Origin of the sequence: Brevundimonas viscosa (genome assembly GCF_900116065.1) — a bacterium.
GTDB lineage: Bacteria > Pseudomonadota > Alphaproteobacteria > Caulobacterales > Caulobacteraceae > Brevundimonas > Brevundimonas viscosa.
In genome coordinates this window covers 1-22,715 of the sequence record NZ_FOZV01000007.1, presented here as the reverse complement: position 1 = coordinate 22,715, position 22,715 = coordinate 1, and the positions used below count along the sequence as shown (strand labels likewise).

At 70.6% G+C, this 22,715-nt stretch carries 24 protein-coding genes; 6 read left to right on the top strand and 18 right to left on the bottom strand.

The window, feature by feature from the left end:
- Positions 1–21 precede the first annotated feature (21 nt).
- The 7 genes from BM333_RS12580 to BM333_RS12550 form a co-directional block, all read right to left on the bottom strand.
- Complete coding sequence (locus BM333_RS12580) at positions 22–1,125, bottom strand: ABC transporter permease (RefSeq protein ID WP_092312210.1); 1,104 nt, start codon at positions 1,123–1,125, stop codon at positions 22–24.
- Between the two features lie 2 nt (positions 1,126–1,127).
- A complete protein-coding gene (locus BM333_RS12575; protein WP_092312207.1) occupies positions 1,128–2,225 on the bottom strand; it encodes an ABC transporter permease in 1,098 nt (365 codons plus the stop codon).
- Entirely contained in the window at positions 2,222–3,919 is a 1,698-nt protein-coding gene (locus BM333_RS12570) for an ATP-binding cassette domain-containing protein (protein ID WP_092312204.1), read from the bottom strand. The genes BM333_RS12575 and BM333_RS12570 overlap by 4 nt, the downstream gene beginning before the upstream one ends.
- A 2-nt stretch (positions 3,920–3,921) precedes the next feature.
- A complete protein-coding gene (locus BM333_RS12565; RefSeq protein WP_092312201.1) occupies positions 3,922–4,893 on the bottom strand; it encodes an HlyD family secretion protein in 972 nt (323 codons plus the stop codon).
- 76 nt (positions 4,894–4,969) lie between these two features.
- Positions 4,970–8,119 carry an efflux RND transporter permease subunit gene (locus tag BM333_RS12560; RefSeq protein ID WP_092312198.1) on the bottom strand — a complete coding sequence of 1,050 codons (3,150 nt, stop codon included), beginning with the start codon at positions 8,117–8,119 and terminating at the stop codon, positions 4,970–4,972.
- Positions 8,119–9,408 carry an efflux RND transporter periplasmic adaptor subunit gene (locus BM333_RS12555; RefSeq protein WP_177221891.1) on the bottom strand — a complete coding sequence of 430 codons (1,290 nt, stop codon included), beginning with the start codon at positions 9,406–9,408 and terminating at the stop codon, positions 8,119–8,121. Before BM333_RS12555 ends, BM333_RS12560 begins: the two co-directional genes overlap by 1 nt.
- On the bottom strand, positions 9,405–10,709 hold the full coding sequence (locus BM333_RS12550) for a TolC family protein (RefSeq protein ID WP_092312195.1): 1,305 nt from the start codon (positions 10,707–10,709) through the stop codon (positions 9,405–9,407). The genes BM333_RS12555 and BM333_RS12550 overlap by 4 nt, the downstream gene beginning before the upstream one ends.
- Before the next feature lie 361 nt (positions 10,710–11,070).
- Here BM333_RS12550 and BM333_RS16280 point away from each other — a divergent pair, with 361 nt between their 5' ends.
- Positions 11,071–11,202 (top strand): hypothetical protein, encoded by a 132-nt coding sequence (locus tag BM333_RS16280; protein ID WP_281246056.1) that lies wholly within the window; start codon positions 11,071–11,073, stop codon positions 11,200–11,202.
- A gap of 157 nt (positions 11,203–11,359) precedes the next feature.
- On the opposite strand, the gene BM333_RS12540 is transcribed toward BM333_RS16280, so the two are convergent.
- From BM333_RS12540 to BM333_RS12510, 7 genes are all read right to left on the bottom strand, one after another.
- Positions 11,360–11,758, bottom strand: a complete 399-nt coding sequence (locus tag BM333_RS12540) for a copper resistance CopC family protein (protein WP_092312189.1) — start codon at positions 11,756–11,758, stop codon at positions 11,360–11,362.
- Positions 11,759–11,770: 12 nt separating this feature from the next.
- Complete coding sequence (locus BM333_RS15995; protein WP_092312186.1) at positions 11,771–12,088, bottom strand: hypothetical protein; 318 nt, start codon at positions 12,086–12,088, stop codon at positions 11,771–11,773.
- 18 nt (positions 12,089–12,106) lie between these two features.
- On the bottom strand, positions 12,107–13,489 hold the full coding sequence (locus BM333_RS12530; RefSeq protein WP_245777268.1) for a copper resistance protein B: 1,383 nt from the start codon (positions 13,487–13,489) through the stop codon (positions 12,107–12,109).
- Positions 13,486–15,273 carry a copper resistance system multicopper oxidase gene (locus BM333_RS12525; RefSeq protein ID WP_092312183.1) on the bottom strand — a complete coding sequence of 596 codons (1,788 nt, stop codon included), beginning with the start codon at positions 15,271–15,273 and terminating at the stop codon, positions 13,486–13,488. The genes BM333_RS12530 and BM333_RS12525 overlap by 4 nt, the downstream gene beginning before the upstream one ends.
- Positions 15,274–15,409: 136 nt before the next feature.
- Positions 15,410–15,976, bottom strand: coding sequence for an RNA polymerase sigma factor (locus tag BM333_RS12520; RefSeq protein WP_092312180.1), 567 nt, complete (start codon positions 15,974–15,976; stop codon positions 15,410–15,412).
- A gap of 6 nt (positions 15,977–15,982) precedes the next feature.
- A complete protein-coding gene (locus tag BM333_RS12515; protein ID WP_092312177.1) occupies positions 15,983–16,423 on the bottom strand; it encodes a Spy/CpxP family protein refolding chaperone in 441 nt (146 codons plus the stop codon).
- Positions 16,423–16,689 carry a hypothetical protein gene (locus BM333_RS12510; protein ID WP_092312174.1) on the bottom strand — a complete coding sequence of 89 codons (267 nt, stop codon included), beginning with the start codon at positions 16,687–16,689 and terminating at the stop codon, positions 16,423–16,425. Before BM333_RS12510 ends, BM333_RS12515 begins: the two co-directional genes overlap by 1 nt.
- 128 nt (positions 16,690–16,817) lie before the next feature.
- Here BM333_RS12510 and BM333_RS12505 point away from each other — a divergent pair, with 128 nt between their 5' ends.
- From BM333_RS12505 to BM333_RS12485, 5 genes are all read left to right on the top strand, one after another.
- Entirely contained in the window at positions 16,818–17,453 is a 636-nt protein-coding gene (locus BM333_RS12505; RefSeq protein WP_245777267.1) for a DUF2231 domain-containing protein, read from the top strand.
- On the top strand, positions 17,428–18,588 hold the full coding sequence (locus BM333_RS12500) for an acyltransferase family protein (protein WP_092312171.1): 1,161 nt from the start codon (positions 17,428–17,430) through the stop codon (positions 18,586–18,588). Before BM333_RS12505 ends, BM333_RS12500 begins: the two co-directional genes overlap by 26 nt.
- Positions 18,588–19,085: a YybH family protein gene (locus BM333_RS12495; protein ID WP_092312168.1), complete on the top strand. Its 498-nt coding sequence runs from the start codon at positions 18,588–18,590 to the stop codon at positions 19,083–19,085. The genes BM333_RS12500 and BM333_RS12495 overlap by 1 nt, the downstream gene beginning before the upstream one ends.
- Positions 19,086–19,166: 81 nt before the next feature.
- Complete coding sequence (locus BM333_RS12490) at positions 19,167–19,646, top strand: DUF411 domain-containing protein (RefSeq protein ID WP_092312165.1); 480 nt, start codon at positions 19,167–19,169, stop codon at positions 19,644–19,646.
- Positions 19,647–19,654: 8 nt separating this feature from the next.
- The gene (locus tag BM333_RS12485) at positions 19,655–20,380 is read left to right on the top strand and encodes a PepSY-associated TM helix domain-containing protein (protein ID WP_245777266.1); all 726 of its coding nucleotides are present in this window, start codon (positions 19,655–19,657) and stop codon (positions 20,378–20,380) included.
- 37 nt (positions 20,381–20,417) lie between these two features.
- Here the strand turns inward: BM333_RS12485 and BM333_RS12480 are convergent, their stop codons facing one another.
- From BM333_RS12480 to BM333_RS12465, 4 genes are all read right to left on the bottom strand, one after another.
- Positions 20,418–20,897, bottom strand: a complete 480-nt coding sequence (locus tag BM333_RS12480; protein ID WP_245777265.1) for a DUF305 domain-containing protein — start codon at positions 20,895–20,897, stop codon at positions 20,418–20,420.
- A gap of 29 nt (positions 20,898–20,926) precedes the next feature.
- Positions 20,927–21,574, bottom strand: a complete 648-nt coding sequence (locus BM333_RS12475; RefSeq protein WP_092312162.1) for a DUF305 domain-containing protein — start codon at positions 21,572–21,574, stop codon at positions 20,927–20,929.
- Positions 21,575–21,935: 361 nt separating this feature from the next.
- Positions 21,936–22,172, bottom strand: coding sequence for a response regulator transcription factor (locus tag BM333_RS12470; RefSeq protein ID WP_092312159.1), 237 nt, complete (start codon positions 22,170–22,172; stop codon positions 21,936–21,938).
- A gap of 11 nt (positions 22,173–22,183) precedes the next feature.
- On the bottom strand, positions 22,184–22,486 hold the full coding sequence (locus tag BM333_RS12465) for a heavy-metal-associated domain-containing protein (RefSeq protein ID WP_177221890.1): 303 nt from the start codon (positions 22,484–22,486) through the stop codon (positions 22,184–22,186).
- Between the last annotated feature and the right edge of the window lie 229 nt (positions 22,487–22,715).

Genomic DNA, 22,715 nt, shown 5'->3' with positions numbered 1-22,715 from the left:
CCGGATCAAGGTGTCGGATGCTCACCACTGGCGTCGGAAGATGAGCCATCCGCCGCCGAGCAACGGCAGGCTGATGCCGACAAGGGCCGCCGCATGCGGCCAGAGCTCCCTCATCCCCGCCCCTTTCAGAAAGACGCCGGTGACGCTCTCCAGCGCATGGAGCAGGGGGCTCGCCTGGGCGGCGACCTGCAACCACCGGGGCATGCTGTCGACGGGCGCGATGCTGCCGGAAAGGAAGAGCAGCGGAAACAGGCTGAAGAAGCTGGCCAGCATCGCCTGCTGCAGGGTGCTGGTGAGGGTGGCGACGAAGACCCCGATCGAGACCGCGCTCAGCAGGAACAGGAATTCGAGAAGGAAGAGCGTCGCGAGATCTCCGGCCATGGGCACGCCGAGCAGGCGGATCACCAGCAGCGAGGGGAACACCGAGCCGAGGGTCACGAGGATCGGTGGAATGATCTTGCCCAGGAACAGTTCGTGCGCACGGATCGGCGTGACCCGGATCTGCTCCAGGGTGCCGTTCTGCTTTTCGCGCACCAAGCCGGCCGCCGGCAGGATGACCGCCAGCATGAAGCCGGCCTGGGCCAGCATGTTGAGGGCCGAGAAGCGGGTGTTGGTCAGGTCGGGATTGTACCAGACGCGCACCGACGGCTCGACACCGCCGCTCATCGGCATGGATCCCATGGCGCGCCCGCGGGTGAAGCGGGCGGCCATCTCGATGATGTAGGCCCGAGCGCGGGCGCCGACGGTGGCGTTCGAGCCGTCGACGATGACGCCGAACCCGGCGCCACGGCCGCCGTCCACCCGCGCGCCAAACCCGGGCGGAATCTCCACAACCGCGTGCAGCGTCCCCTTCCGCAGTTCGTCGGCCGCCTCGCGCGCGGTCGCGAACTGACGCCTCAGGATGAAACTGTCGCCAGCCGTCATCTCCTCCACCAGCCCCCGGCTCGCCGCGCTGCGATCGTGATCGACCAGCCCCAGTCCCAGGTCGCGCACGTCGAACCCGATGGCCATGGTGCACATGACGACCTCGACCGTGGTCAGCCAGAACACCAGGAACAGCACCACCGGATCGCGCAGCATCTGCGCGAACTCCTTGCCGATCAGGCCCTGGAGCCGGCCGAGCATGGTCAAGCTACCCGCTTGTTGAACAACAGGCTCGACAGGCCGAGCACCACGGCGGTGTAGCCGACCAGCACCGCCACGTTGAACCACAGGTCCGCCAGCCCGGCCCCGCGCATGACGATGCCGCGGGAGATGTTGACGAAGTACATGGCCGGGACTCGCGCCGAGTAGCCCTGGAACAGCTCGGGCATGGTGAACACCGGATAGATGAAGCCGGAGAACAGGAAGGCCGGCATGAGGGTCAGGATCAGGGTCACCAGCATGGCCGCGACCTGGGTCTTGACGAGCGTGGAGACGAGCAACCCGATGGAGACCGTGCAGATCACGTAGAGGGCGCCCAGGGCGATCAGCAGCGCGAAGCTGCCGTGCATCGGAACTTTGAACCACAGGAAGCCGGCGGCGAGCACCAGGGCCAGTTGGGCGAAGGCGATGACGGCGTAGGGCAGCAGCTTGCCGACCATGAACTCGAACTTGCCGAGCGGCGAAGCGTAGATCTGCGCGATGGTCCCCAGTTCTTTCTCGCGGGCGACGGCGAGCGCGGTGAGCAGAGGCGGAAAAGCCATCAGGATCACCGCGAACAGCCCCGGTACGATGAAGTCGCGGCTGCGCAGCTGCGGATTGTACCAGACCCGCACCTGCGGCTGGACCGGCAACTCGAGCGTTCCTTTCGGGAAGGCGTAGATGATGGCCCGGCCATAGGCGGAAACGATGGCGGCGGTGGAGGCGTAGGTGCCGTCGACCAGGAATTCGACCGGAGCGTCCTGCCCCTTCCGCAGGCGGCGGCCGAAGTCGGGCGGGATCACCAGGACGGCGCGGGCCTTGCCTCGCATCACCAGATGCTCCGCCTCCTCTTCGCTCTGGGGGCTGGCGGCGAGCCGGAAATAGCTGGTGTTGACGAACTGGTCGGCAAGGGCGCGGCTGGCCGCGCTCCGGTCGTGATCGACGACGACCAGCGGCGCCTCCTCGACATCGAAGGACAGGGCGTAGCCGAACAGGAACAGGATCACGAGCGGCATGAAGACCGCGATCCAGACCGTGATCGGATCGCGGACGATCTCCAGTGTCTCCTTGCGTGAGAAGGCAAGCGTGCGCGACAGCTTCATGCCGCCCTCGCCTGCCCGCGCGCGCGGGCGATGAATCCCAGGAAGACATCCTCGACCCGGGCCTCCGAGAGCCCCAACTCGGCCTGCAGGGTCGACAGCGGGCCAAGCGCGATCATCCGCCCGTCCATCATCAGGCCCAGACGGTCGCAGTAGGTCGCCTCCTCGAGATAGTGGGTCGAGACGATCACCGCGACGCCCTCGGCCGCGAGGGCGTCGATCAGCCGCCAGAATCGGAACCGGGCCAGTGGATCGACCCCGGAGGTCGGCTCGTCGAGGAACAGAACCTTGGGCCGATGCACGATGGCGCTTGCGAGCGCCAGGCGCTGGCGCACGGCGCTGGAGAGGCTGCGAACCAGTCCGTCCCGCGGCGCGTCATAGCCCGCCCGATCGCAGGCCCGGTCGATCCGCCTCACCTGCTCGCCGCGCGGCGTCCCGTAGGCGCGGGCGAAGAAGTCCAGGTTCTCCTGCGCCGTCAGGTCGGTGAACAGGGAGACCTTCTGCGAGACATAGCCGATGCTGGCGCGGACCCGCTCGCTCTGGCGCGCCACATCCAGCCCGGCGACCAACCCGCGCCCGTCGCTGGGCGGCAGCAGGCCGCAAAGCATGCGGATCAGCGTGGTCTTGCCGGCGCCGTTGGGACCGAGGAGGCCCAGCACCTCGCCCGCCTTCACCGTCAGGCTGACATCGTCGACGGCGACGAAGTCGTCGAAGCGCCGGGTCATGCCCTCGGCCGAGACGCGAACCTCCGCCGATGGCGCGCGGGGCTCACGGGCCTCCTTCGCCGCAGTGACCGGCGCGCTGGCCGCGGCTACGACAGTGAAGGCGTCCTCCATGCTCGGCTCCACCGGCTCGAGAACCGGCGCGCCGGGCAGTCGAAGCGGAGCGTCGCCGGCCAGCTGGATGCGGAACGTGTCGGCGGTTCTCTTCTGGAAGCTCAGCACCTCGGGCGCGGCGGTGAGCTGCCGCTCCAGCGCGGCGGGATCCGACGCGGTGGCCCGATAGACCCGCCCGCGTGCGACGCCGCGAAGCTCGGCCGGCGATCCGACCGCCAGAGGGCGGCCGTCCCGGAGCAGCAGTACCCGGTCGCTGGCGTCGGCCTCGTCCATGTAGGAGGTGGCGAAGACGATGGAGCGGCCCGCCGTCCTCGCCGCATCGAGTATCTTCCAGAGTTCCCGCCGGGAGAGCGGATCGACCCCCAGGCTCGGCTCGTCGAGGATCAGCAGCGGCGGCTCGTGGATGAGATTGGCGCAAAGGGCCAACTTCTTGCGCATTCCGCCCGACAGCGCCCCCTCGCGCCGGCCTTCAAAGCGCGCGAGGCCGGCCATCGCCAGCAGCACCCCCTTGCGTTCCAAGTAGGCCGCTCTCGGGACGTCGCGGATGGCGGCGGCGAAGGCGAGATTCTCGGCGACGGTGAGGCGATCATAGAGCGAAAACCCCTGCGACATGTATCCGACCTGGGCCTGCACCCGCCCAGGCGCCTTGCGCACGTCCGAGCCGAGCACACGGCAGCGGCCCGAACTTGGCCGCAGGATGGCGGCCAGCATCTGCAACAGGGTGCTCTTGCCAGCGCCGTCCGGTCCCACCACGCCGAGGACTTCGCCGGGGCTTAGATCGAAGCTGACACCCTCCAGGACGGTGCGCTTGCCGAACCGGCGCGCCAGGCTGTCCGCCGTGATCACGGGGGCGGCCGACATCCCTATTCCGGGACCTGCAGGGTGGCCGGCCAGCCCGCCGCCTCATCCCAGAGAATCCAGGCGTCGGCGGGCATGCCGGGTTTGAGCAGACCGTCGGGGTTGGGCGCTTCGAGGATCACGCCGTAGACGGTGCGGCTGCGCTCGTCCGGGACGTGCACGTCCCGGGGGGTGAACTGCGCCTGCGAGTCGACGCGCGCCACCCGGGCCTGGAAATCCCGCCCCGGAAAGGCGTCGACCCGCAAGCGGGCGGGCGCGCCCAGCCGGACCTTGCCGAGGTCCGCCTCGGTGATGAACACCTTCAGCCGGATGGTCGACAGGTCGGCGAGCACGGCCACCGCCTCGCCGGGCCCGACCACCTCGCCGGGCTCGACGAGCCGCTCCAGGACCGCGCCGGTGATCGGCGCGGTCACCACCGTCTTGCCGCTCTGGGAACGAGCCAGCGCCAAGGTCTTGCCCGCCGCGTCGGCCTGGGCGAGGGCTTCGGCCCGCTGTTGTCGCAGAACCTCGACCCGGTGGAGAGCCTCGGCGTAGGCGTCGCGCGCGGCGTCGAGACGCTGGGCGGGAAGGTAACCCTGGCTGCTCAGGGTCTCGTAGCGTGACAGATTGGTCCTTGCGGTCTCGGCATGGTGCGTGGCCAGGTCGATCTGGGAGTCCAGCTGAGCGCGGGTCCGCACCGCCGCCGCCTGCTGGGCCTCGGCGCGCTCGGTCATCAACTCGTAGTCGGTCCCCACGATCCGGGCCAGAAGACCTCCGGCCTGGACCGTCTCGCCTTCGACCGCGCGGATCTCCGCCAGGCGTCCGGACGCTTCGACGCCAACGCGCACCTCATCGGCCTCGATCCGGCCACTGCCGTAGATGACCTGCGGCGGCTGAGGCTGGGGCTGCAGCCGCCAATAGGCGAGGCCGGCCCCGCCGGCGAGCGCGACGAGGGTGATCGCGACGACCGTAACCCAGGTTTTGGCGTTCAGCTTCATGGCCGCCTCCCAAGGCCAGCCAACATCCGGCTTGGCGCGGGCGCCTTGCGCTGGATCAACCCGGCCGCGGACGAGGTCACGACGCGCCGCCCCCGCTGCGCACCGCGGGGCGGGCGCGTCGCCGTCGCAGCAGCAGATAGCCGGCGGGGATGACCAGCATGGACAGCAGCGGCGCGGTCAGCATGCCGCCGATCATGGGCGCGGCGATGCGGCTCATCACCTCCGACCCGGCGCCGTGGCCGATCAGGATGGGGAACAGGCCGGCCAGGATGACGGCTACCGTCATCGCCTTGGGTCGCACCCGCAGAAGAGCGCCTTCGCGCACCGCCGCCTCGACCTGTTCGGGCGACGGGGTCGGGCCCCGTTCGGCCAGGGCGTGCCGAAGGTATATCAGCATGACCACGCCGAACTCGGCCGAGACGCCGGCCAGGGCGATGAAGCCGACGCCGGTCGCCACCGACTGGTGGTAGCCGAGCAGGTAGAGCAGCCAGACCCCGCCGACGAGGGCGAACGGCAGCGTACCCATGATCAGCAGCGCCTCGTCGAGCCGCCGGAAGGTCAGGTAAAGCAGGCCGAAGATGATCAGCAGGGTGGCCGGAATCACCAGCGCCAGCCGCTGGCCGGCGCGTTCGAGATACTCGAACTGGCCCGCGTAGGCGATGCTGACGCCCGGCGACAGCCGCACCTGCGCGCCGACGGCGCGCCTCAGGTCCGAGACCACCGAGGTGAGATCCCGCCCCCGCACGTCGACATAGACCCACGTGGACGGCCGGCCGTTCTCGCTCTTCAGCATCGGAGGCCCGTCGGCGACGCGCAGGGCGGCCACGGTCCCGAGGGTGATCTGCTGGCCGGACGGGGTCAGCACCGGTAGGGCGCGCAGGTCCTCGACGCTGTCGCGCAGTTCCCGCGGGTAGCGGACGCTGATCGGATAGCGGGCCAGGCCCTCGACGGTCTGGCCGATGGTCTCCCCGCCGATGGCGCCGGCGACGATCGACTGCACGTCGGCGATGTTCAGGCCGTAGCGGCCGGCGGCCGCGCGGTCGATGTCGACGTCGATGTAGCGGCCACCGGTCAGGCGCTCGGCCAGGGCCGAACTGACCCCCGGCACGTCCTTGGCCACCCGCTCGACCTCGGCCGCGATCCGATCCAGCTCCGCGAGGTCGGCCCCGGAGACCTTGACCCCGATCGGGCTCTTGATGCCGGTGGCCAGCATGTCGATCCGGTTGCGGATCGGCGGCACCCAGACGTTGGACAGACCCGGAACCTGGACGGCGCGGTCCAACTCCTCCACCAGCTTCTCCGGCGTCATGCCGGGTCGCCACTGGTCCCTCGGCTTGAACTGGATGGTGGTCTCGAACATCTCCAGCGGAGCCGGATCGGTGGCGCTCTCGGCGCGGCCGGCCTTGCCGAACACCGTCTTCACCTCGGGCACGGCGGCGATCATCCGATCCGTCCGCTGCAACAGGCTGGAGGCCTGGGCGGCGGACAGGCCCGGCAGGGCGGAGGGCATGTAGAGCAGGTCGCCCTCGTCCATGGCCGGCAGGAACTCGCCGCCCAGGCGCGACAGCGGCCAGGCCGCCGACACCAGCACCAGCAGGGCGACCGCGAGCGTCAGCCGGGGTCGCCGCATCGTCAGATCGAGCGCGGGCCGATAGAGCCGCGTCAGGACGCGGTTGACCGGATTGTCCTGCTCGGCGGGAATGCGGCCGCGGATCAGATAGCCCATGAGCACCGGCACGAGGGTGACCGAAAGGATCGCCGCCGCCGCCATGGCGTAGGTCTTGGTGAAGGCCAGTGGCGCGAACAGCCGCCCCTCCTGGGCCTGCAGGCTGAACACCGGCACGAAGGACAGGGTGATGATCACCAGGCTGAGGAACAGGGCCGGGCCGACCTCGGCGGCGGCCTCCGTGACCACCCGCCACCGGGCCTCCCCCAGCAACCGTTCGCCGGGGTGGTCGTGTTCCCAGCGTTCGATGTGCTTGTGGGCGTTCTCGATCATGACCACGGCGGCGTCGACCATGGCGCCGACGGCGATGGCGATGCCGCCCAGCGACATGATGTTGGCGTTCACCCCCTGCAGGTTCATCACCAGCAGGGCGGCCATGACCCCGAGCGGCAAGGTCAGGATGGCGACCAGGGCCGAGCGGGCGTGCCACAGGAACAGGCCGCAGACCAGCGCCACGACGATGAACTCCTCCAAAAGCTTGCCGCTGAGGTTCTCGATGGCCCGGTCGATCAGGCCGGAGCGGTCGTAGACGGGAACGATCTCGACACCGGCGGGAAGGCTCGGTTTGAGCGCGGCCAGCCGGTCCCGCACCTGGTCGATGACGGCGCGGGCGTTTTCGCCCGAGCGCAGGACGACGACGCCGCCGACGACCTCGCCCTCCCCGTTCAGCTCGGCGACGCCCCGGCGCATCTCCGGTCCGACCTGGACGGTGGCGACGTCGCCCAGGCGCACGGGCACGCCGCTCGCGGCGGTGCGGATCGGCACAGCCCGAAAGTCGTCCAGGTTGGTCAGATAGCCGCTGGCGCGCACCATGTACTCGGCCTCGGCCAGCTCCAGCACCGAGCCGCCCGTCTCCTGGTTGGCGCGCTGCAGGGCATCGGTCACAGCCTGGTGGGTGACGCCGTAGCCGGCCAGTTTCACAGGGTCGAGCACGACCTGGTACTGGCGCACCATGCCGCCGATCGTGGCCACCTCGGCCACGCCGGGCACGGTCTTGAGCTCATAGCGCAGGAACCAGTCCTGCAGGCTGCGCAGTTGGGACAGGTCGTGGCGACCGGTCCGGTCGACGAGGGCGTACTGGTAGATCCAGCCGACCCCGGTGGCGTCGGGGCCCAGGGCCGGCCGGGCGGTTTCCGGCAGCCGGGCCTGGACCTGGTTGAGATACTCCAGCACCCGCGAGCGGGCCCAGTAGAGATCGGTCCCGTCCTCGAACAGGACGTAGACGAAGCTGTCCCCGAAGAAGGAATAGCCGCGCACGGTCCGGGCTCCGGGCACCGACATCATGGTGGTCGCCAGCGGATAGGTGACCTGGTTCTCCACGATCTGCGGAGCCTGTCCGGGGTATGGGGTGCGGATCACCACCTGGACGTCGGAGAGGTCCGGCAAGGCGTCCACCGGCGTGCCGCGCACCGCCAGCAGGCCGGCGGCGAACAGCGCGGCCGCCAGGATCAGCACCAGGACGCGGGCGCGCACCGACAGGCGAATGAGGGCGGCGATCATTAGTGCGCTCCCCCGTGCCCGGCGTGGCCGGACGCCTGGGCCGGACGCGGGGACGCCGCGGTTCCGGACAGCGGACGAACCGCGACGCCGCTCAGGCTGGCCTCGGAGTCGATGAGGAACTGGCCGGAGGCGACCACCCGCTCGCCCTCGGCGAGGCCCTGGAGGATCTGGGTCTGCCCGCCGGCCTCGCGGCCGATGCGAACCTCGGCGGCGCGGTAGCGGCCGTCCCCTTCCGCAAGCATGACCAACGTCCGGGTTCCGGTGCGGATCACCGCTTCGGACGGGACCAGCAGGGTCTCCTCGGTTCCGCCGCCGAAGACGACCTGCCCGAACATGCCGGGCCGCAGCCGTCCGCCGCGGTTGGCGAGCTCCACCCGGGCGGTCAGGGTGCGGCTGTCGCCGGACACCTCCGGCAGCAGCGCGCCGAGCCGGCCGCTGAAGCGCTCCCCCGGGAAGCCGACGAAGGTGACTTCCACCGCCTGCCCGACACGCAGCCGCGAGGCCTGCGCCTCGGGAACGGCGGCGTTCAGCCAGACCGTCGACAGGCCGTTCACCTCCGCCAGGGTCTGGCCCTGGGAGACCGTCATGCCGGCACGCACGCTGAGCGTGCGGATCACGCCGCCGGACGGGCTGGTCACCGTCACCGTGGTGCGCGGGCGACCGCTGCGCTCCACCGCCGAGATGAGCGCCTCCGGCATGCCCAGCAGAAGCAGCCGTTGGCGGGCGGCCTGGACCAGGCGCGGGTCGCCGGCGCTCCGGACGGCCAGGTACTCCGCCTGGGCTCCGCCCCACTCCGGGACCAGCAGGTCGGCCAGGGGCGCGCCGGCGGCGATCACGTCCCCCGGCGCCCGGCCATAGACCCGCTGCACGAAACCGCCGGCCCGCGCCTGGACCACGGCGACGTCGCGCTGGTTGAAGTCGACCACCGCCGTGACGGTCAGGTCGCCCGCCAGGACGCCCCGCTGGACGACGGCGTAGCGCGCGCCCAGGGCCTGGGTCAGGGCCGGATCGATCCGCACGCCGGCCTGCTGCCCGGCCTCCGCCTCGTCGGCGTAGCGGGGGACCAGGGGCATGTCCATGAACGGTGACTTGCCCGGCGCGTCGAAATGCCGGTCCGGAGCCATAGGGTCGTACCAGTAGAGCACGCGTCGCTCGGGCGCCTGGGCCGCCGGGGACGTCTCGCCGGCCGGCAGGACGCGGACCACGGCCACGCCGACGGCGGCGCCGAGGATTAGCAGGCCGGCCGCGCCGAGGGCGAGCCTCGACCGGTTCTGGGCAATGCGGGTCATTGGGGGTCCTCCCCGTAGGTGAGCGAGATGCGGACCGCCTCGCGGACGACCAGCGCCTCGCGGTCCAGGGTTTCGAGGCGGGCGTCGGCGAGCCCGGTGAAGGCGTCGATGACGTCCGCCAGGCCGGCCCGTCCGGCGCCGTAGCTGGAAGTCTCGAGCGAGGCGCGGTCGCGGGCGGCCGGCAGCAGCACGTCGCGGGCTCGCCGCCACTGGTCGTGGTGCATCCGGTGCTCGGCGAGGTCCGCCTCAAGAGCGGCGCGCAGACCCCGCGTCGCCGCCTCGCGTTCGATGCGGACCCGGCGGGCGTCGGCCGAGCGCGCCGCGATCACCGGATCCTGGCGGCGGTCGGCGAACAGCGGCAGGCTCACGCGCGCGCCGACCGAGACCATATCCCCGTACATCGGATCGCGCCGGCCGTAGCCAAGTTCGAAACTCCAGTCGGGCTGGCGTCCGGCCCGGGCGAGATCGGTTTCCGCGTCGGCGCGATCGGCGACCGCGGTCCAGGCGCGCAGGGTCGGGACCTGCTCCAGGCCGGCCCGAAGCCGTCCCTCGTCCAGAACCGGCTCGGGCGGCGGGCCATCGGCCTGCGGATCGGGCTCGCCGGTCCAGCGCGCGAGCTCGGCCCGGGCGCGCTCTTCGGCCGCGACCAGGGCGCTGCGACGGTCCTCCAGGGCGGCCTTCAGGCGGATGGGCGAAAGGGCGCCGGCCGGCCGGTCCTGACCCGAGGCGACGGCGGCAGGCGCGGCGTCCCACAGCGGTTCCAGGGCCGCCAGCACCTCGTCCAGTGCCTCGCGCCGTCGCTTGGCGTAATGCAGGTCCGTCCAGGCCAGGGCCGCGGCGACCCGGACCTCGCGACGCGTGATCTGCGACTGCATTTCGGCCACGCCGATATCGGCGGCGGCAATCTGGCGCTCGGCGCGGCGCCGGGCGCCGCTCGGCACGGCCTGCATGACCCCGACCCGGACCATGGTCATCTCGTCCCGACCGAACGAACCGGCCATGGGGCCGGAGACCGGAAGGTTCTCGACCGCGACGGAGAGCTCGGGGTCGGGCAGTTGCCCGGCGGCGGGCGCAGCGGCCCGGGCGGCGTCGACCGCCAGGCCGCGGGCGCGGACCTCCGGCGCGTCGGCCGCGGCGCGCTCAAGCGCCTGGCCGTAGGTGAGCGGTCCGGCCAAGGACGGGGTGGCGAGCGCCAAGGCGAGGACGGCGGCGACGGCGGCCTGGCGACCCGCCGGCGGGTCGGCGATGCGGGAATGGCCGCGCCCGCCGACGCGCGCCCTCCCGCAGAAGAGAGCAGACATGGGATATCCGTGGTGTGGGGGCGCGAGCGCGCCGTTTCTCGGCCCGGACAGGGCCGGGCGGACCGGGAGAGGCTTAGGCCACGGTCCTGGGCGGCCTCAGAATCCCAGGCCCCTGGACCTCGTCCAGGCTCCGCTGCGAATCCGCACGCAGCCGCACCGTCGCCGCAGCCGGGATGGGCGTCCCGACGACGGCGGGAAGCACCGCGAGGGGCGCCGCGCATCCCATATTGGCTATGCAGGCAGGGGTCCTATCCGAGCACGGCTGACCGCGCCCGGAGCGGTCCGAGTCCGTCATGCCCTCCATATCCGCGCAGTCGTCCATCGTCGCGGCCGCCTGGGCGGCCGACGGCGGGGTCGTCGCGTGAGCGCCGAACTGGCCGGCAAGACCGGCCAGGGCGAAGGCGACGAGGAGGGCTCGCAGCAGCGTCCACATGTTCGAAGTTGGCGCGCCTTCCATTTCGAAGTCAAAGAAATAGAACAGGACTACGGATAAATACGGAGGCGCATCAATGATTTATGTCGACAGGAAGACGGCGTGGCTTTACGCGCCGTCGCCGTCCTCCCCTCATCATCGCCGCCTCGAATACGCGCCTGCGACAGAAGACCACAGGTCGGTCTAGACCTGTCTCCGTGCCGCGGGCGATCCGCGATCAGTGGACCATGAAGCGGACAACGCCGTTCATGACGTGGCCGTCGGCGCCTTGGGCCGACCAAGTCAGCACATGGTTGCCCTTGGCCAGCGCCGGCAACGGCACGCTGACCGCCGCGCTCGAGGCGGCGTCGGTCACGGCGATCGCCGCCGGGTCGGCCTCACCGCTCTTCAGGCTCACGGCGGTCAGCCGCATTGGATGCCGGAAGGTGATGCTGAAGGCGGTCGGGGCGGTTGAGCCCATCCAGCCGTCGGCCGGGGTCGTGCGGACCTCGGCGGCCTGGGCGGCGGCTCCGGGGGCGGGGTGGTGCCCGGCATGCGGATCGGTCTGGGCCTGGGCGACGCCGGCCAGGACGAAGGCGGAAAGGGCGACGAGGACGGGAGAAAGCAGCTTGCGCATGAGGGCGGTTCCTTAGGTCTTCGGAGAATCCATGCCGGGCATGTCTGGCGGCATGTCGCTCATGTCGTGTCCGGCATGAGGGTCGGTCGGGGCCGGCTCGGTCGCCGGCGGGGGCACGGGCGCCGGTCGCGGCCGCTGCGGCGCAGCTTTCGGCGCGGGCGCGGGCGCGGCGGTCGCCGGGGTCTCGACAGCGAGGTCGGCGGGCGCCGCGGTCGCGGGCGGCGCGGCCGGAGCCGGCTCGGGCTGTTGCGCCGGCGGGGTTTCGGCCGCCGGTTGGCAGGCCGCCAGGGCGACGGCGGCGGCCAGCGGCGCCAGGAAGACGGGTTTCATCTGCAGTCCTTTCACGATCTAGAACCAGGCTCTCAGGCCGACGACGATCCGAGTATCCTCGGTGTTCCGTCCGGCGGCCTCGAGGTAGTCGGCCGTGCGGCCGAAGCGCTTCGTCCATTCCACGCCGATGTAGGGCGCGAATTCCTTGCGGATCTCGTAGCGCAGACGCGCGCCGAGCTGCACCGAGGTCAAACCCGCACCGATCGACAGCTCGGGGATGTCCTCGGCCGAGAGATTCACCTCGGCGCGCGGCTGCAGGATCCAGCGATTGGTGATGCGCTGATCGTACTCGCCCTCGGCGGCCGCGGTGAGCTCCCCCTTGTTGGACAGGAACAAGGCGGCGTCGACCTCGAACCAGTAGGGCGCCAGCCCCTGGACGCCGATCACCAGGTCGGTCCGGTTCTCTACCGGCCGCCAGGTCTGGCGCAGGCCCGCCTGGACGTCCCAGAAGGGCGCGACGGCGCGGCTGTAGAGCGCCTGCACCCCCGCCTCCTCGACCTCGTCGCCGAAACCCCCCTCCCCTTCCGACTTCCACCAGAACCGGTTGATGTCGCCCCCGCTCCAGCCCTCGGCGTCCCAGGCGAACCCTTCCTCGCCGTCACCGAGGTTCGCCTCGAGCCGATCGAAGACCACCGCCGTGGTGCGGACGTCTCCGTTCTCCGCGCGCATCTGCTCCCGGGCGGCCGCCATCTCTGCCGGATCGAAGAGGAGGTCAGCGGCGTGCGCCGGGCCCCGCGACGCCGCCGGGGGGGCCGGATCCTCCGGCGGCCGGCCCGGGGTGTCGGCGCTGGTCGGCACGTCCGGCGGCATTGCCATGCCGGCCATGTCGTGACCGGCATGGGGGTCCGCCGCGACGGGAGCCGGCGTTCCTGGCATGGGGTGGTCGGCGTGCGGATCGCTCGGCGGAGCGGCCTGGGGTCGCGCCGGGGCGCCCATGTCATGGCCAGCGTGCGGATCGGCGCTCGGCGCCGGCGTCTCCGGCATGGCATGACCCGCATGCGGATCGCTCGGCGGAGCGGCCTGGGGTTGCTCCGGGGCGCCCATGTCATGGCCAGCGTGCGGATCGGCGCTCGGCGCCGGCGTCTCCGGCATGGCGTGACCCGTATGCGGATCGCTCGCCGGTGCGACTTGGGGCTGCCCCGGGGCGCCCATGTCGTGACCGGCGTGCGGGTCGGCGGCGGGCGATCGTTCCGGCACATAACCGGTCGGACAGGCCGGCGCGCCGGGTTGTCCGAGGCGCGCCGCGTCGGCCGTCGGCGCGCCCCGGCGGACGCAGCCGGCCCGCGGGGGCGCCGCCTGCCCGGCCTGGGGCGTCGAGAGATGGCCGGCATGCGACTGGGCGAAGGCCGGCGGGGCCGCGGCCAGGACGAGCAGATGCAGTGCGGCGGAGGCGCGGATCACGAGGCGGCTCCTTCGAGGGGGCGGACGGTCACGACGTTGAACATCCCCGCGTGCATGTGCATCAGCAGGTGGCAATGGAAGGCCCAGTCGCCGGGATTGTCGGCGGTCAGGTCGAAGGTCACCTTGCCGCCGGGCGCGACGTTCACCGTGTGCTTGAGCGGCTGATGGCCTGCGGGACCACCCGTCACCAGTTCGAAGAAGTGGCCGTGCAGGTGGATGGGGTGGGCCATCATGGTGTCGTTGACCAGGGTCACCCGCACCCGCTCGTTGCGTTCGAAGCGGATCGGTTCGACCAGTTCGCTGAACTTGCGGCCGTCGAAGCCCCACATGAACCGCTCCATGTTGCCGGTCAGGTGGATCTCCATCGTTCGCGACGGCGGGCGCTGATCCTTGTTGGGCTGCAGGGAGACGAGGTCGGTATAAACGAGCACCCGGTGTGGAACGGTCTCCAATCCCGTCGGCCGTTCGCCAAGGCGGTTGGCCGGATCCATCGAGACCATGTCCACGCCGACGCCCACCTCCATGTCCGGCGGGGCGTTGTCGGGATCGCGCATGTTCATGCCGGCCATGGACATGGCCCCGTCGCCGGACGCCGGGTCGGGGCTCGCGCTCCCATGAGCCATGCCGCCCATGGCGGCGTGATCCATGCCGGCCATGGCGCCATGGTCCATGCTACCCATGCCCATGTCCCGCATTGTCAGGTTGGGGACCTGGCGCAGCGGCGGGACCTCGGCGGTCATGCCCGGCCGGGGGGCGAGGGTCGCCCGCCCCATGCCGGAGCGGTCGATGGCCTCGGAGACGATGGTGTAGGCCCGATCCTCGGTCGGCCGGACGATGACGTCGTAAGTCTCGGCGACCGAGATCTGGAACTCGTCGACCTCCACCGGCCGCACGTTCTCGCCGTCGGCCTGGACCACGGTCATCGCCAGACCGGGGATGCGGACGTTGAAGATCGACATGGCCGAGGCGTTGATGATCCGCAGCCGGACCCGCTCGCCGGGGCGGAACAGGCCGGTCCAGTTCTCCGCCGGGCCATGACCGTTGATCAGGTAGGTGTAGGTCGAGCCGTTGACGTCGAGGATGTCGCGCGGGTCCATGCGCATGGATCCCCACATGCGCCGCTCTTCCAGACTCATCCGGTCGCTGCCGTCCAGCAGCCCGGCTAAGGTCGTGCGCTGGCGGTTGAAGTAGCCGGGGCTCTTCTTCAGCTTCTCGAGGATTTCGTGCGGACGCATGAAGCTCCAGTCCGACAGGACCAGCACGTGCTCGCGGTCGTAACCGACCGGATCGGCGCCCGCCGGATCGATGACGATGGGGCCGTAGTGCCCGAGCGCCTCCTGAAGCCCGGAATGGCTATGGTACCAGAAGGTGCCCGACTGGATGATCGGGAACTCGTAGACGAAGGTCTCGCGCGGGCGAATGCCCGGGAAGCTGATGCCGGGCACCCCGTCCATCTGGAAGGGCAGCAGGATCCCGTGCCAGTGGATCGAGGTGTCCTCGTCGAGGGTGTTGGTGACCGACAGCCGTACGGTCTGGCCCTCCCGCAGACGCAGCACCGGCGCCGGCAGCGTGCCGTTGATGGTGACCGCTTGCCCGGTCCGACCGTTGACCGTGAACGGCGTCCGGCCGATCGTCAGGCCGATGTCCGGGCCGGTTAGCGTCGGCAGGTCCGCTCTCAGGCCTGCCGAGTCGGTCTGAGCCCAGGCCGGCAGCAAGGCCTGCAGCGCCCACAGGCCGCCGCCTGCGGCGGCTCCGCCCAGCAGGGCGCGACGATCGAACTTCATACCTGGCTCCAGACTGGCGGCGTCCCGCGGCGAACCCCGGCCTTCTTCCGGTCTACGCGCGCGCGGCGCGGCGCCCTCGGGCAAGTTGACGCAACGCGCGATCAAAGCGTCGTGCGGCCGACCGTTCCCGGCCCGCTCAGATCGCCCCGGCCGCGGGCCCCAGCGCTTCGGCCAGCTTGCGTCGCGCCCTGGCGACGCGGGTCTCCACCGCCTTGACCGAGACGCCCAGGATGGCGGCGGCCTCGGCCTGGCTGCGCTCCTCCAGCGCGGTCAGCAGGAGCGGCGCCTTGAGCCGGGCCGGCAGGTCGGCGATGGCCGCCTCGAGCCGGCCGAGCGTCTGGCCCAGTTCGTACTGTTCCGCCGCGCCCCGGGCCTCATCGGCGACGGCCAAGGCTTCGCGGTCGGCCAGGTCGGCGGCGCCCAGCAACCAATGTCTGACCCGCCGTCGGCGGCTCCAGTCCCGGCACTTGTTGAGCGCGATGGTCCTCAGCCAGGCCTCGAAGGGGCGTTTCGGATCGAAGCGGCGGATCGCCAGCCAGGCCGCGGCGTAGGTCTCCTGCACCAGGTCGTAGGCTTCGTCCGCGTCGCCGACATAGCGCCGGACGAGCCGATAGAGACTGGCCTTGGTGGCCAGCATCAGGCGTTCGAAGGCCTCCGGATCCCCGGCTGCGGCCCTGGCCGGCAGATCCTCCTCGGCCGTCACCGCCGCCTACTCGCCCGCGACCGCCAGCGCCGCGATCACGCTGTGATCGAACCGCTCGGCCTGGGCCGGCGTCATCACCGTCCGCATCTCGAAGATGTGGGCGACCGTGGCCTGCTGGAGGTCGCCCATCGCGTCGTGGAAGTGATCGATCGCCGGCTGCACCTTGCGGCTGTCGCCGTCGCTCTCGGCGATGGCCTGCGCCAGTTCCCGGTTGGCGGCCTGGACCCGCTGTTCAAGGGCGATCCGGCGTGTCGCGAAGCGCGACTCGATCGCCTCGATTCGGGCCAACTGGCCCCGGTCAAGGTCGAGGTCGCGATGGACGATCTCATGCAGCGAGGGCGGCGTCTGCCGCTGCAGCACCCAGGTCGCGCCGCCCCAGGCGCCCATGCCGCTGGCGGCGATCGCCAGCACGGTGGTCACGGCGATGGATTTCCAGCCGATTGTCATCAGTGAACCTCCAGGCGCGCCAGGGGCAACAGAGCGGCGGAGGAGAACACCGACATCTCCGAGGCCGGCGGCCGGGCCAGGCTGGCCCCCAGGCCGCCGTTGGCCACGCCCACGCTCAGGGCGAAGATCACCGCGACCACGCGCACACGCGCCGTGGCCCGCTCGGCCCGCATGGCTCGAACGCGGCCCCAGACATCGGCCTCCAGCTGGTTCAGCGACGGGCCGCCCGGCGGAACCCGCGCCAGCCATTGATCCAGATTGTCCATGATCGTCGTCCTTCACGCCCCATTTCGAACTACGCGCGCCGGGGCTACGGCCCTCGCCGCGCGGCCGACGAGGGGGCCGAGAGGCCAGCGCGTAACACTGGATAGCAAGCCTTGGTGCGGAGGGGGAAATGATGTTGTCGCGGTGGATTCCGGCAGTCCTGGCGATCGGAACCCTCTTCGTCACGGCTCCGAGCTGGGCGCACGAGGATCACAAGAAGGCGCCCCCGCCGACCGCCGCGGCGGCGCAGCCCGGCGCGCCGGCGGCCATGGACCACGCCGCCATGGATCATACCGCCACGGAGGCGGCCGCCGAGCCCAAACCGATGCCGCAGCGCCTCGTCCGCTGGCTCGGTCGCTGGCATCCGGCCGTGGTGCATTTTCCGATCGCGCTGTTCCTGGTGGCCGCGGTTCTCGAGGCGGCGGCGGCCTGGGGACGACGCGCCTGGCTAACGGACGGGACGCGGGTGCTGATCGCCCTGGCCGCGCTGTCTGCCATCGGGGCCGCGGCCCTGGGCTGGTTGGCGATGGGCCTGCCAGGTCCGGTGGAGGACGCCACCCACACCCTCCATCGGTGGCTCGGGACCGGGATCGCGGCGCTCGGGCTGCTGGCCTGGTGGGCCAAGGAGCGATCGATGCGTCGGCAGTCTGGCCGCGCCGCGCGCGGCCTCTACGCGGCGGCGCTGGCCGCGGTGACCCTGGCGGTCCTGCTCAACGCCTGGCTCGGAGGCGCGCTGACCCATGGCGTCAACCATCTCCGCTTCTAGACGCCATCCCTTCCCCGATGTCCTGGACCCGCTGACCAGCATCCGCTTCTTCCTGGCCCTGGGGGTGGTGCTGTTCCACTACCAGCTCTACTGGACGCTGCCGCCGTCGGCCTCGGGCCTGCTGGACCGGACCCGTCTCGGGGTCGACATCTTCTTCATCCTGTCGGGCTTCATCCTCACCCACGTCTATCTGCAGGGGAACGCCCAACCCCGATACCGGCGCTTCCTGGCGGCGCGGTTCGCCCGGATCTATCCCGCCCACCTGGCCATCCTTCTGGGCATGCTGGCCCTGGTGCTGGCGGCGCCCCTGGCGGGGGTGGGCCTGGAGCCGGGTCGTTTCAACGCCCCGGACTTCGTCCAGACCTTGCTGCTGGTCCAGGCCTGGTTCCCGCGCCAGTCGTTGGCGTTGTGGAACGGGCCGGCCTGGTCGCTGTCCGCGGAATGGTTCGCCTACCTGACCTTTCCGGCCTTCGCCTGGATCGCCCTTCGTCTGCGCGACCGACCGCTGGTCCTGACCGGCCTGGCCGCCCTGTTCTTCCTGGCCCTCGACCTCGTCTACCGCAGGGTCTTCGGGGTGGTCCTGCCGCGGGCCGAAGACAGCATGGGCATCCTGCGCATCGCGCCGGAGTTCCTGTTCGGGATAGGCCTCTACTATCTGGGACAGCGGGTGGCGCTCTCCCCCCGGGCGGCGATCGCCGCCGTGCTGGCAGCGACCGCCGCCCTGCTCGCGGCCATGCAGATCCCGCTCGACGACCGCCTCATCGTCGCCCTCTCGGGGCCTTTCCTGCTGGCGCTCGCCCTGCTCGCCAAATCCGGCGCCCGCACCTTCCTGTCACAGCCGCTCTGGCTGTTCGCCGGCGAGGCGTCCTACGCCCTCTACCTGGTTCACCTGCCCGTGCTGATGGTCTGGCGTAACGCCGTCCAGAGGCTCGCCGGTCTCGGCGGCGACTATCGGATGGGTCTGGGGGAACTGGCGCTCCTGCTGACCCTGACCCTGGCCGCGGCGGCCGGAATCCACATGGCGATCGAGCGCCCTGGCCGACGGCTGATCCGCCGGCTCGTCGAACGGCGCGAACCTGTCCCCGGGCTGGAACAGACGCGCAGCGTCCACAGCGACCAAGGAGAACCCTTCTGATGTCCCGCATGCTGATCGCGGCCCTGAGCCTGCTCGCCGTCCTTCTTGTCGCTCCGCCCGTCCTGGCCCACGCGACGCCAGCGCCCCAGGCCGCCTCCCAGGCCCAGAGCGAGGTCGCTGCCGTGCTGGAAGGCTACCGGGCCGCCGTCGAAGCGCTCGACGGCGAGGCCGCTGCACAGTTCTTCTGGCCGGAGGCGCAGGTCTACGAGCAGGGCGGCGTCGAGGGCCGCTTCGCCGACTATCTCGCCCACCACCTCGGGCCGGAACTGGCCGCGTTCTCGGCGTTCACCTTCGAGGACCGGCGACTCGAGACGACGGTGGCCGGCGACCTCGCCTATGCGACCGAGACCTACCGCTACCGGATCGTCTTCAAGGATCCCACCCGGGCGACGGTCGAGCGGCGCGGCGTCGCCACCAGCGTGCTCGAGCGCCGCGATGGACGCTGGCGGATCATCCGCTATCATTCGTCTTCGCGGGCGCCGCGCCCGGCCGCCTAGACCTTTCCCACACGCCAGCCCGTCCAGGCCGCTGAAGTTCGCGGTCGTTTCGGCGCCTCGTCACCAACACCGAGCCTCCCGATGCCCCTGCCCGTTCTCGCCCGCCGCGCCGTCCTCGGCTGCGTTGTTCTGGCCGCCGTCGCGCCGGCCGCCGCCTGCGGCCAGGCGCGGGAAAACCACGCGATCGCCGTCTACAAAACCCCGACCTGCGCGTGCTGCGACGCCTGGATAAGCCATCTGCGGGGCGCCGGCTTCATGGTGTCGGTCAACATCCTGGCGGACCTGCGCGGCCTGCGCAGCAGTCACGGCCTGGCTGAAACGCTGGCGTCCTGCCACTCCGCCCGCGTCGCCGGCTACTTCGTCGAAGGCCATGTGCCCGCCGCCGACATTCGTCGCCTGCTCGCCGAGCGGCCCGAGGCGGTCGGGATCGCCGTTCCGGGCATGCCGCCGGGATCGCCCGGGATGGAGACGCCGGGCGGCGACCGCGAGCCCTACGACACCCTGTTGGTGCTGAAGAATGGCGCAACCCGCCTTTTCGCCCGCCATAACGCCCAAGCCTGAGGACCACGATGAAGGTGCTTCGACTCTCGACCCAGCTGCACAAGTGGATCGCGCTGGCTGTCGGCATCCAGGTGCTGTTCTGGGTCGCCGGCGGGCTGGTGATGACCGCCATCCCGATCGAGACCGTGCGCAGCGAGCACCATGTTCGCGAGCGCGAAGCCGTCCCCATCGCCTTCGACAGTCTCAGGAGTCCCGGCGACATCGCCCGCGCTCGCGGCCTGGCGGTGGCCGGCGCGGAGCTCAGGTCCACCCCGCGCGGCCCCGCCTGGATCCTGAAGCCCGCGAAGGGCGAACCGGTGACAGTGTCCGCCGTGACCGGCGAGGCCTTCCCACCCCTCGACGCCGCTCTGGCCCGGCGACTGGCTCAGGGCGCCTATCAGGGCGAAGGCGCGCCGACCGCCGCCGTCCTGCTCGACAAGGCCCCCCAGGAGACTGGCCGCGAGGGGCCGATCTGGCGCGTCGACTTCGACGACAGGGAACGCACCACCTTCTACCTGTCGCCGCAGACCGGTGAGGTGGTCACCCGCCGCTCGGCGGTGTGGCGCTTCTACGACTTCTTCTGGCGGCTCCACATCATGGACCTGGAGAAGGGCGAAAACTTCAACCACCCCCTGATCATCATTGTCACCTTCCTGACCTTCACCATCGTGATCACCGGCTTCATCCTGCTTTGGATCCGGCTGGCGCGGGACTGGTCGATGTGGCGATCGCGTCGCCGCGCCGCGGCGGGCTGAACGCCCGATCTCCGTCCCGCAGGGGCGACCGCACCGGCTAACGCCGCGCCAGGATGGCCTCCATCTGGTCGATCTCCCGCTGCTGGGACCGCACGATCCCGTCGCAGAGGCGGATGATCTCGGGATCCGTCAGGCGGGCCTCGCGGCACATCAGGATGGCGCCCGAATGGTGCGGGATCATCGAGCGGAGGAATTCGTCGTCGCCGATCGCGGCCTGGGTGCGCATGCCCCAGAGGCTGACGGCGAACACCGCCGCGGCCCCGGCGCCGATGAGCAGGTTGGCGCGCCGGGACGGGAACATCGAGCGCATGAACAGGAGCATGACCAACCCCATCGGGGCGACCATCATCAAGGTCATGTAGACGTTGTTGAGGTTGAGGCGGAAGTGATCGGGCGTGGCGATCATCGTGTACATGACCAGGTACATGATCACGAAATCGATCGCGAGTTCAATAAAGAGACCGCGGTACGCCCCTTTCATCTCCTGGCCCGGGTGTTCGGGATGGCTGTTGGCCATGGCGGGCGCCCTCCGGTTTGATCGCGGTTTCAGCCGCCGTGCTCCGAAAGCCAGGCCTCCAGCTCCCGGATGTCCTTCATGGACTCGTCGATGATCTTCCGGGCCTTCTCGCGAATGGCTGGATCGTCGCTCTGCTCAAGGACGATGCGGGACAGGTCCGCAGCGCCCTGGTGATGCGGGATCATCTTGCGGGCCCACAGGACCTCGCCCTCGCCGCTGGCGGCCATCATGGCCTGGTTCATCCTGTCTTCGGCCGCCCGGAACGGATCACCGGCCGGCCCGGCGCCCGTCGAGGGCGCGTGTTGTTCCAGCCATCGCTGCAGGTCGGCGATGTCCATGGTCTGCATGTCGACGGTCTTCTGGGCCATGCGCCGGATGTCGGCGTCCTGGGTGCTCCCCAGCGCCACGCGCGACATGTCGACGGCCCCTTGGTGGTGCGGGATCATCTTGCGCGTCCAGGTCTCGTCGAGCGTCGCCCCGCTCGCCGCCGCCATTGCCTGGTGCATCTTCTGTTCGGCGGCAGCGTAGGGCGTGGCCGGCCCGGCCGCCTGCGCCGGCGCGGCCGGCTGTTGCGCCTCGACCTTGGTCGCGCCGGGCTCGGCGCCCGGGCCGCAGGCGGCCAGAAGGACAAGCGGGGCGCCAAGATGAGCGACGGAACGGACGAGTCGGAGGGGCATGGCGGCTTACGGCCGGATGGCGTACGCGGCGTTCCGTGGCAAACGGGACAAAACCGTTCCGCGATCCGGCTCCCTTTGTTGCGAACGCCTGAACAACCCCGCCTTCCGGCGACGGTTCCGGAGTGCGAAATATAGTCGTCGTCGTCCGCCAGCGACGAGGGGCCGCGACGGCCGCTGCGTACAGACCCGTCCACCCGGATGCCGGGCATGCGCGGACGCCGACGGTGATGTAGAAGAGTCCCCGGCGGGTTCCGGAACGATAGCGGTCGATCTTGAGCCAGGGGACGTCTTCGGCGTCGGCGGCGATCGGCTGTGAAACGCCGGGCTTCCGTACAGAAGTTCCAGGCCCGCCCCCTCCCCTTCAGATCGGATCGATCAGGCCGGTGCGGACGGCGAGGGCCACCGCCTCGATCCGGGTGCGGACGCGCAACTTCGCGCAGGCCTTTTCGAGATAGCTGTCGACCGTTCGCGGCGACAACCCAAGAATGGCGCCGATGTCTGAGGAGCTCTTGCCGCGGCTGACCCAGGCCAGGCATTCGGTCTCGCGCTGGCTGAGCGCCAGGGGTTCTTCGGGTTTCGGGACGGGTTCCGGATGCATGGAGCATAACCTCATGGTTGCGCCCCACTCCCCGTAAATCGCGCCGGTTTTGCAAGCAACGTCAGAGTCTTGCGGGTTGTCCGCGGCTTTCTTGCGGGCCGGGAACTGGCTTCTCCGGTCTGGGGGGCGTAGGCCTCGGTCGAGCGGCTGAAGTCGCGCGCGAGCCGGGCGGGGTGGCCGGCCCCCTCGACCCGCAGGGTTCCCGAGGCGATCTCGATCTCCAGGCGGGCGTCGGGCGCCACTTCCGCCACGGCAGCCCTGACCGTCGCGGCGCACCCGCCGCACGTCATCCGTTCAACCTTCAACTCGATCATCGTCATCTCCTTTGTCGATCGACGATGAGGCAGGTGGGGTTTCCCAGCGTTGGAAGGTCAAGGGCTCCCCGCCGGAACACGGGACGCCGCAGCGGCGTTGGCCCGGAAGACAACGTTCTTCCGGAGTGTCCGAGGATGAAAATGAGCTGGGGCCGTTTCGCGGCGATGATCGCGACCTCGACGGTCGTGATGTTCTTCCTGATGTATCAGCTGGTCTACAGCCTCGACC

Coding starts and splice junctions, on each gene's coding strand:
- BM333_RS12580 (WP_092312210.1), bottom strand. CDS start 1,125: ATGCTCGGCCGGCTCCAGGGCCTGATCGGCAAGGAGTTCGCGCAGATG.
- BM333_RS12575 (WP_092312207.1), bottom strand. CDS start 2,225: ATGAAGCTGTCGCGCACGCTTGCCTTCTCACGCAAGGAGACACTGGAG.
- BM333_RS12570 (WP_092312204.1), bottom strand. CDS start 3,919: ATGTCGGCCGCCCCCGTGATCACGGCGGACAGCCTGGCGCGCCGGTTC.
- BM333_RS12565 (WP_092312201.1), bottom strand. CDS start 4,893: ATGAAGCTGAACGCCAAAACCTGGGTTACGGTCGTCGCGATCACCCTC.
- BM333_RS12560 (WP_092312198.1), bottom strand. CDS start 8,119: ATGATCGCCGCCCTCATTCGCCTGTCGGTGCGCGCCCGCGTCCTGGTG.
- BM333_RS12555 (WP_177221891.1), bottom strand. CDS start 9,408: ATGACCCGCATTGCCCAGAACCGGTCGAGGCTCGCCCTCGGCGCGGCC.
- BM333_RS12550 (WP_092312195.1), bottom strand. CDS start 10,709: ATGTCTGCTCTCTTCTGCGGGAGGGCGCGCGTCGGCGGGCGCGGCCAT.
- BM333_RS12540 (WP_092312189.1), bottom strand. CDS start 11,758: ATGCGCAAGCTGCTTTCTCCCGTCCTCGTCGCCCTTTCCGCCTTCGTC.
- BM333_RS15995 (WP_092312186.1), bottom strand. CDS start 12,088: ATGAAACCCGTCTTCCTGGCGCCGCTGGCCGCCGCCGTCGCCCTGGCG.
- BM333_RS12525 (WP_092312183.1), bottom strand. CDS start 15,273: ATGAAGTTCGATCGTCGCGCCCTGCTGGGCGGAGCCGCCGCAGGCGGC.
- BM333_RS12515 (WP_092312177.1), bottom strand. CDS start 16,423: ATGACAATCGGCTGGAAATCCATCGCCGTGACCACCGTGCTGGCGATC.
- BM333_RS12510 (WP_092312174.1), bottom strand. CDS start 16,689: ATGGACAATCTGGATCAATGGCTGGCGCGGGTTCCGCCGGGCGGCCCG.
- BM333_RS12505 (WP_245777267.1), top strand. CDS start 16,818: ATGATGTTGTCGCGGTGGATTCCGGCAGTCCTGGCGATCGGAACCCTC.
- BM333_RS12500 (WP_092312171.1), top strand. CDS start 17,428: ATGGCGTCAACCATCTCCGCTTCTAGACGCCATCCCTTCCCCGATGTC.
- BM333_RS12495 (WP_092312168.1), top strand. CDS start 18,588: ATGTCCCGCATGCTGATCGCGGCCCTGAGCCTGCTCGCCGTCCTTCTT.
- BM333_RS12490 (WP_092312165.1), top strand. CDS start 19,167: ATGCCCCTGCCCGTTCTCGCCCGCCGCGCCGTCCTCGGCTGCGTTGTT.
- BM333_RS12485 (WP_245777266.1), top strand. CDS start 19,655: ATGAAGGTGCTTCGACTCTCGACCCAGCTGCACAAGTGGATCGCGCTG.
- BM333_RS12480 (WP_245777265.1), bottom strand. CDS start 20,897: ATGGCCAACAGCCATCCCGAACACCCGGGCCAGGAGATGAAAGGGGCG.
- BM333_RS12475 (WP_092312162.1), bottom strand. CDS start 21,574: ATGCCCCTCCGACTCGTCCGTTCCGTCGCTCATCTTGGCGCCCCGCTT.
- BM333_RS12470 (WP_092312159.1), bottom strand. CDS start 22,172: ATGCATCCGGAACCCGTCCCGAAACCCGAAGAACCCCTGGCGCTCAGC.
- BM333_RS12465 (WP_177221890.1), bottom strand. CDS start 22,486: ATGATCGAGTTGAAGGTTGAACGGATGACGTGCGGCGGGTGCGCCGCG.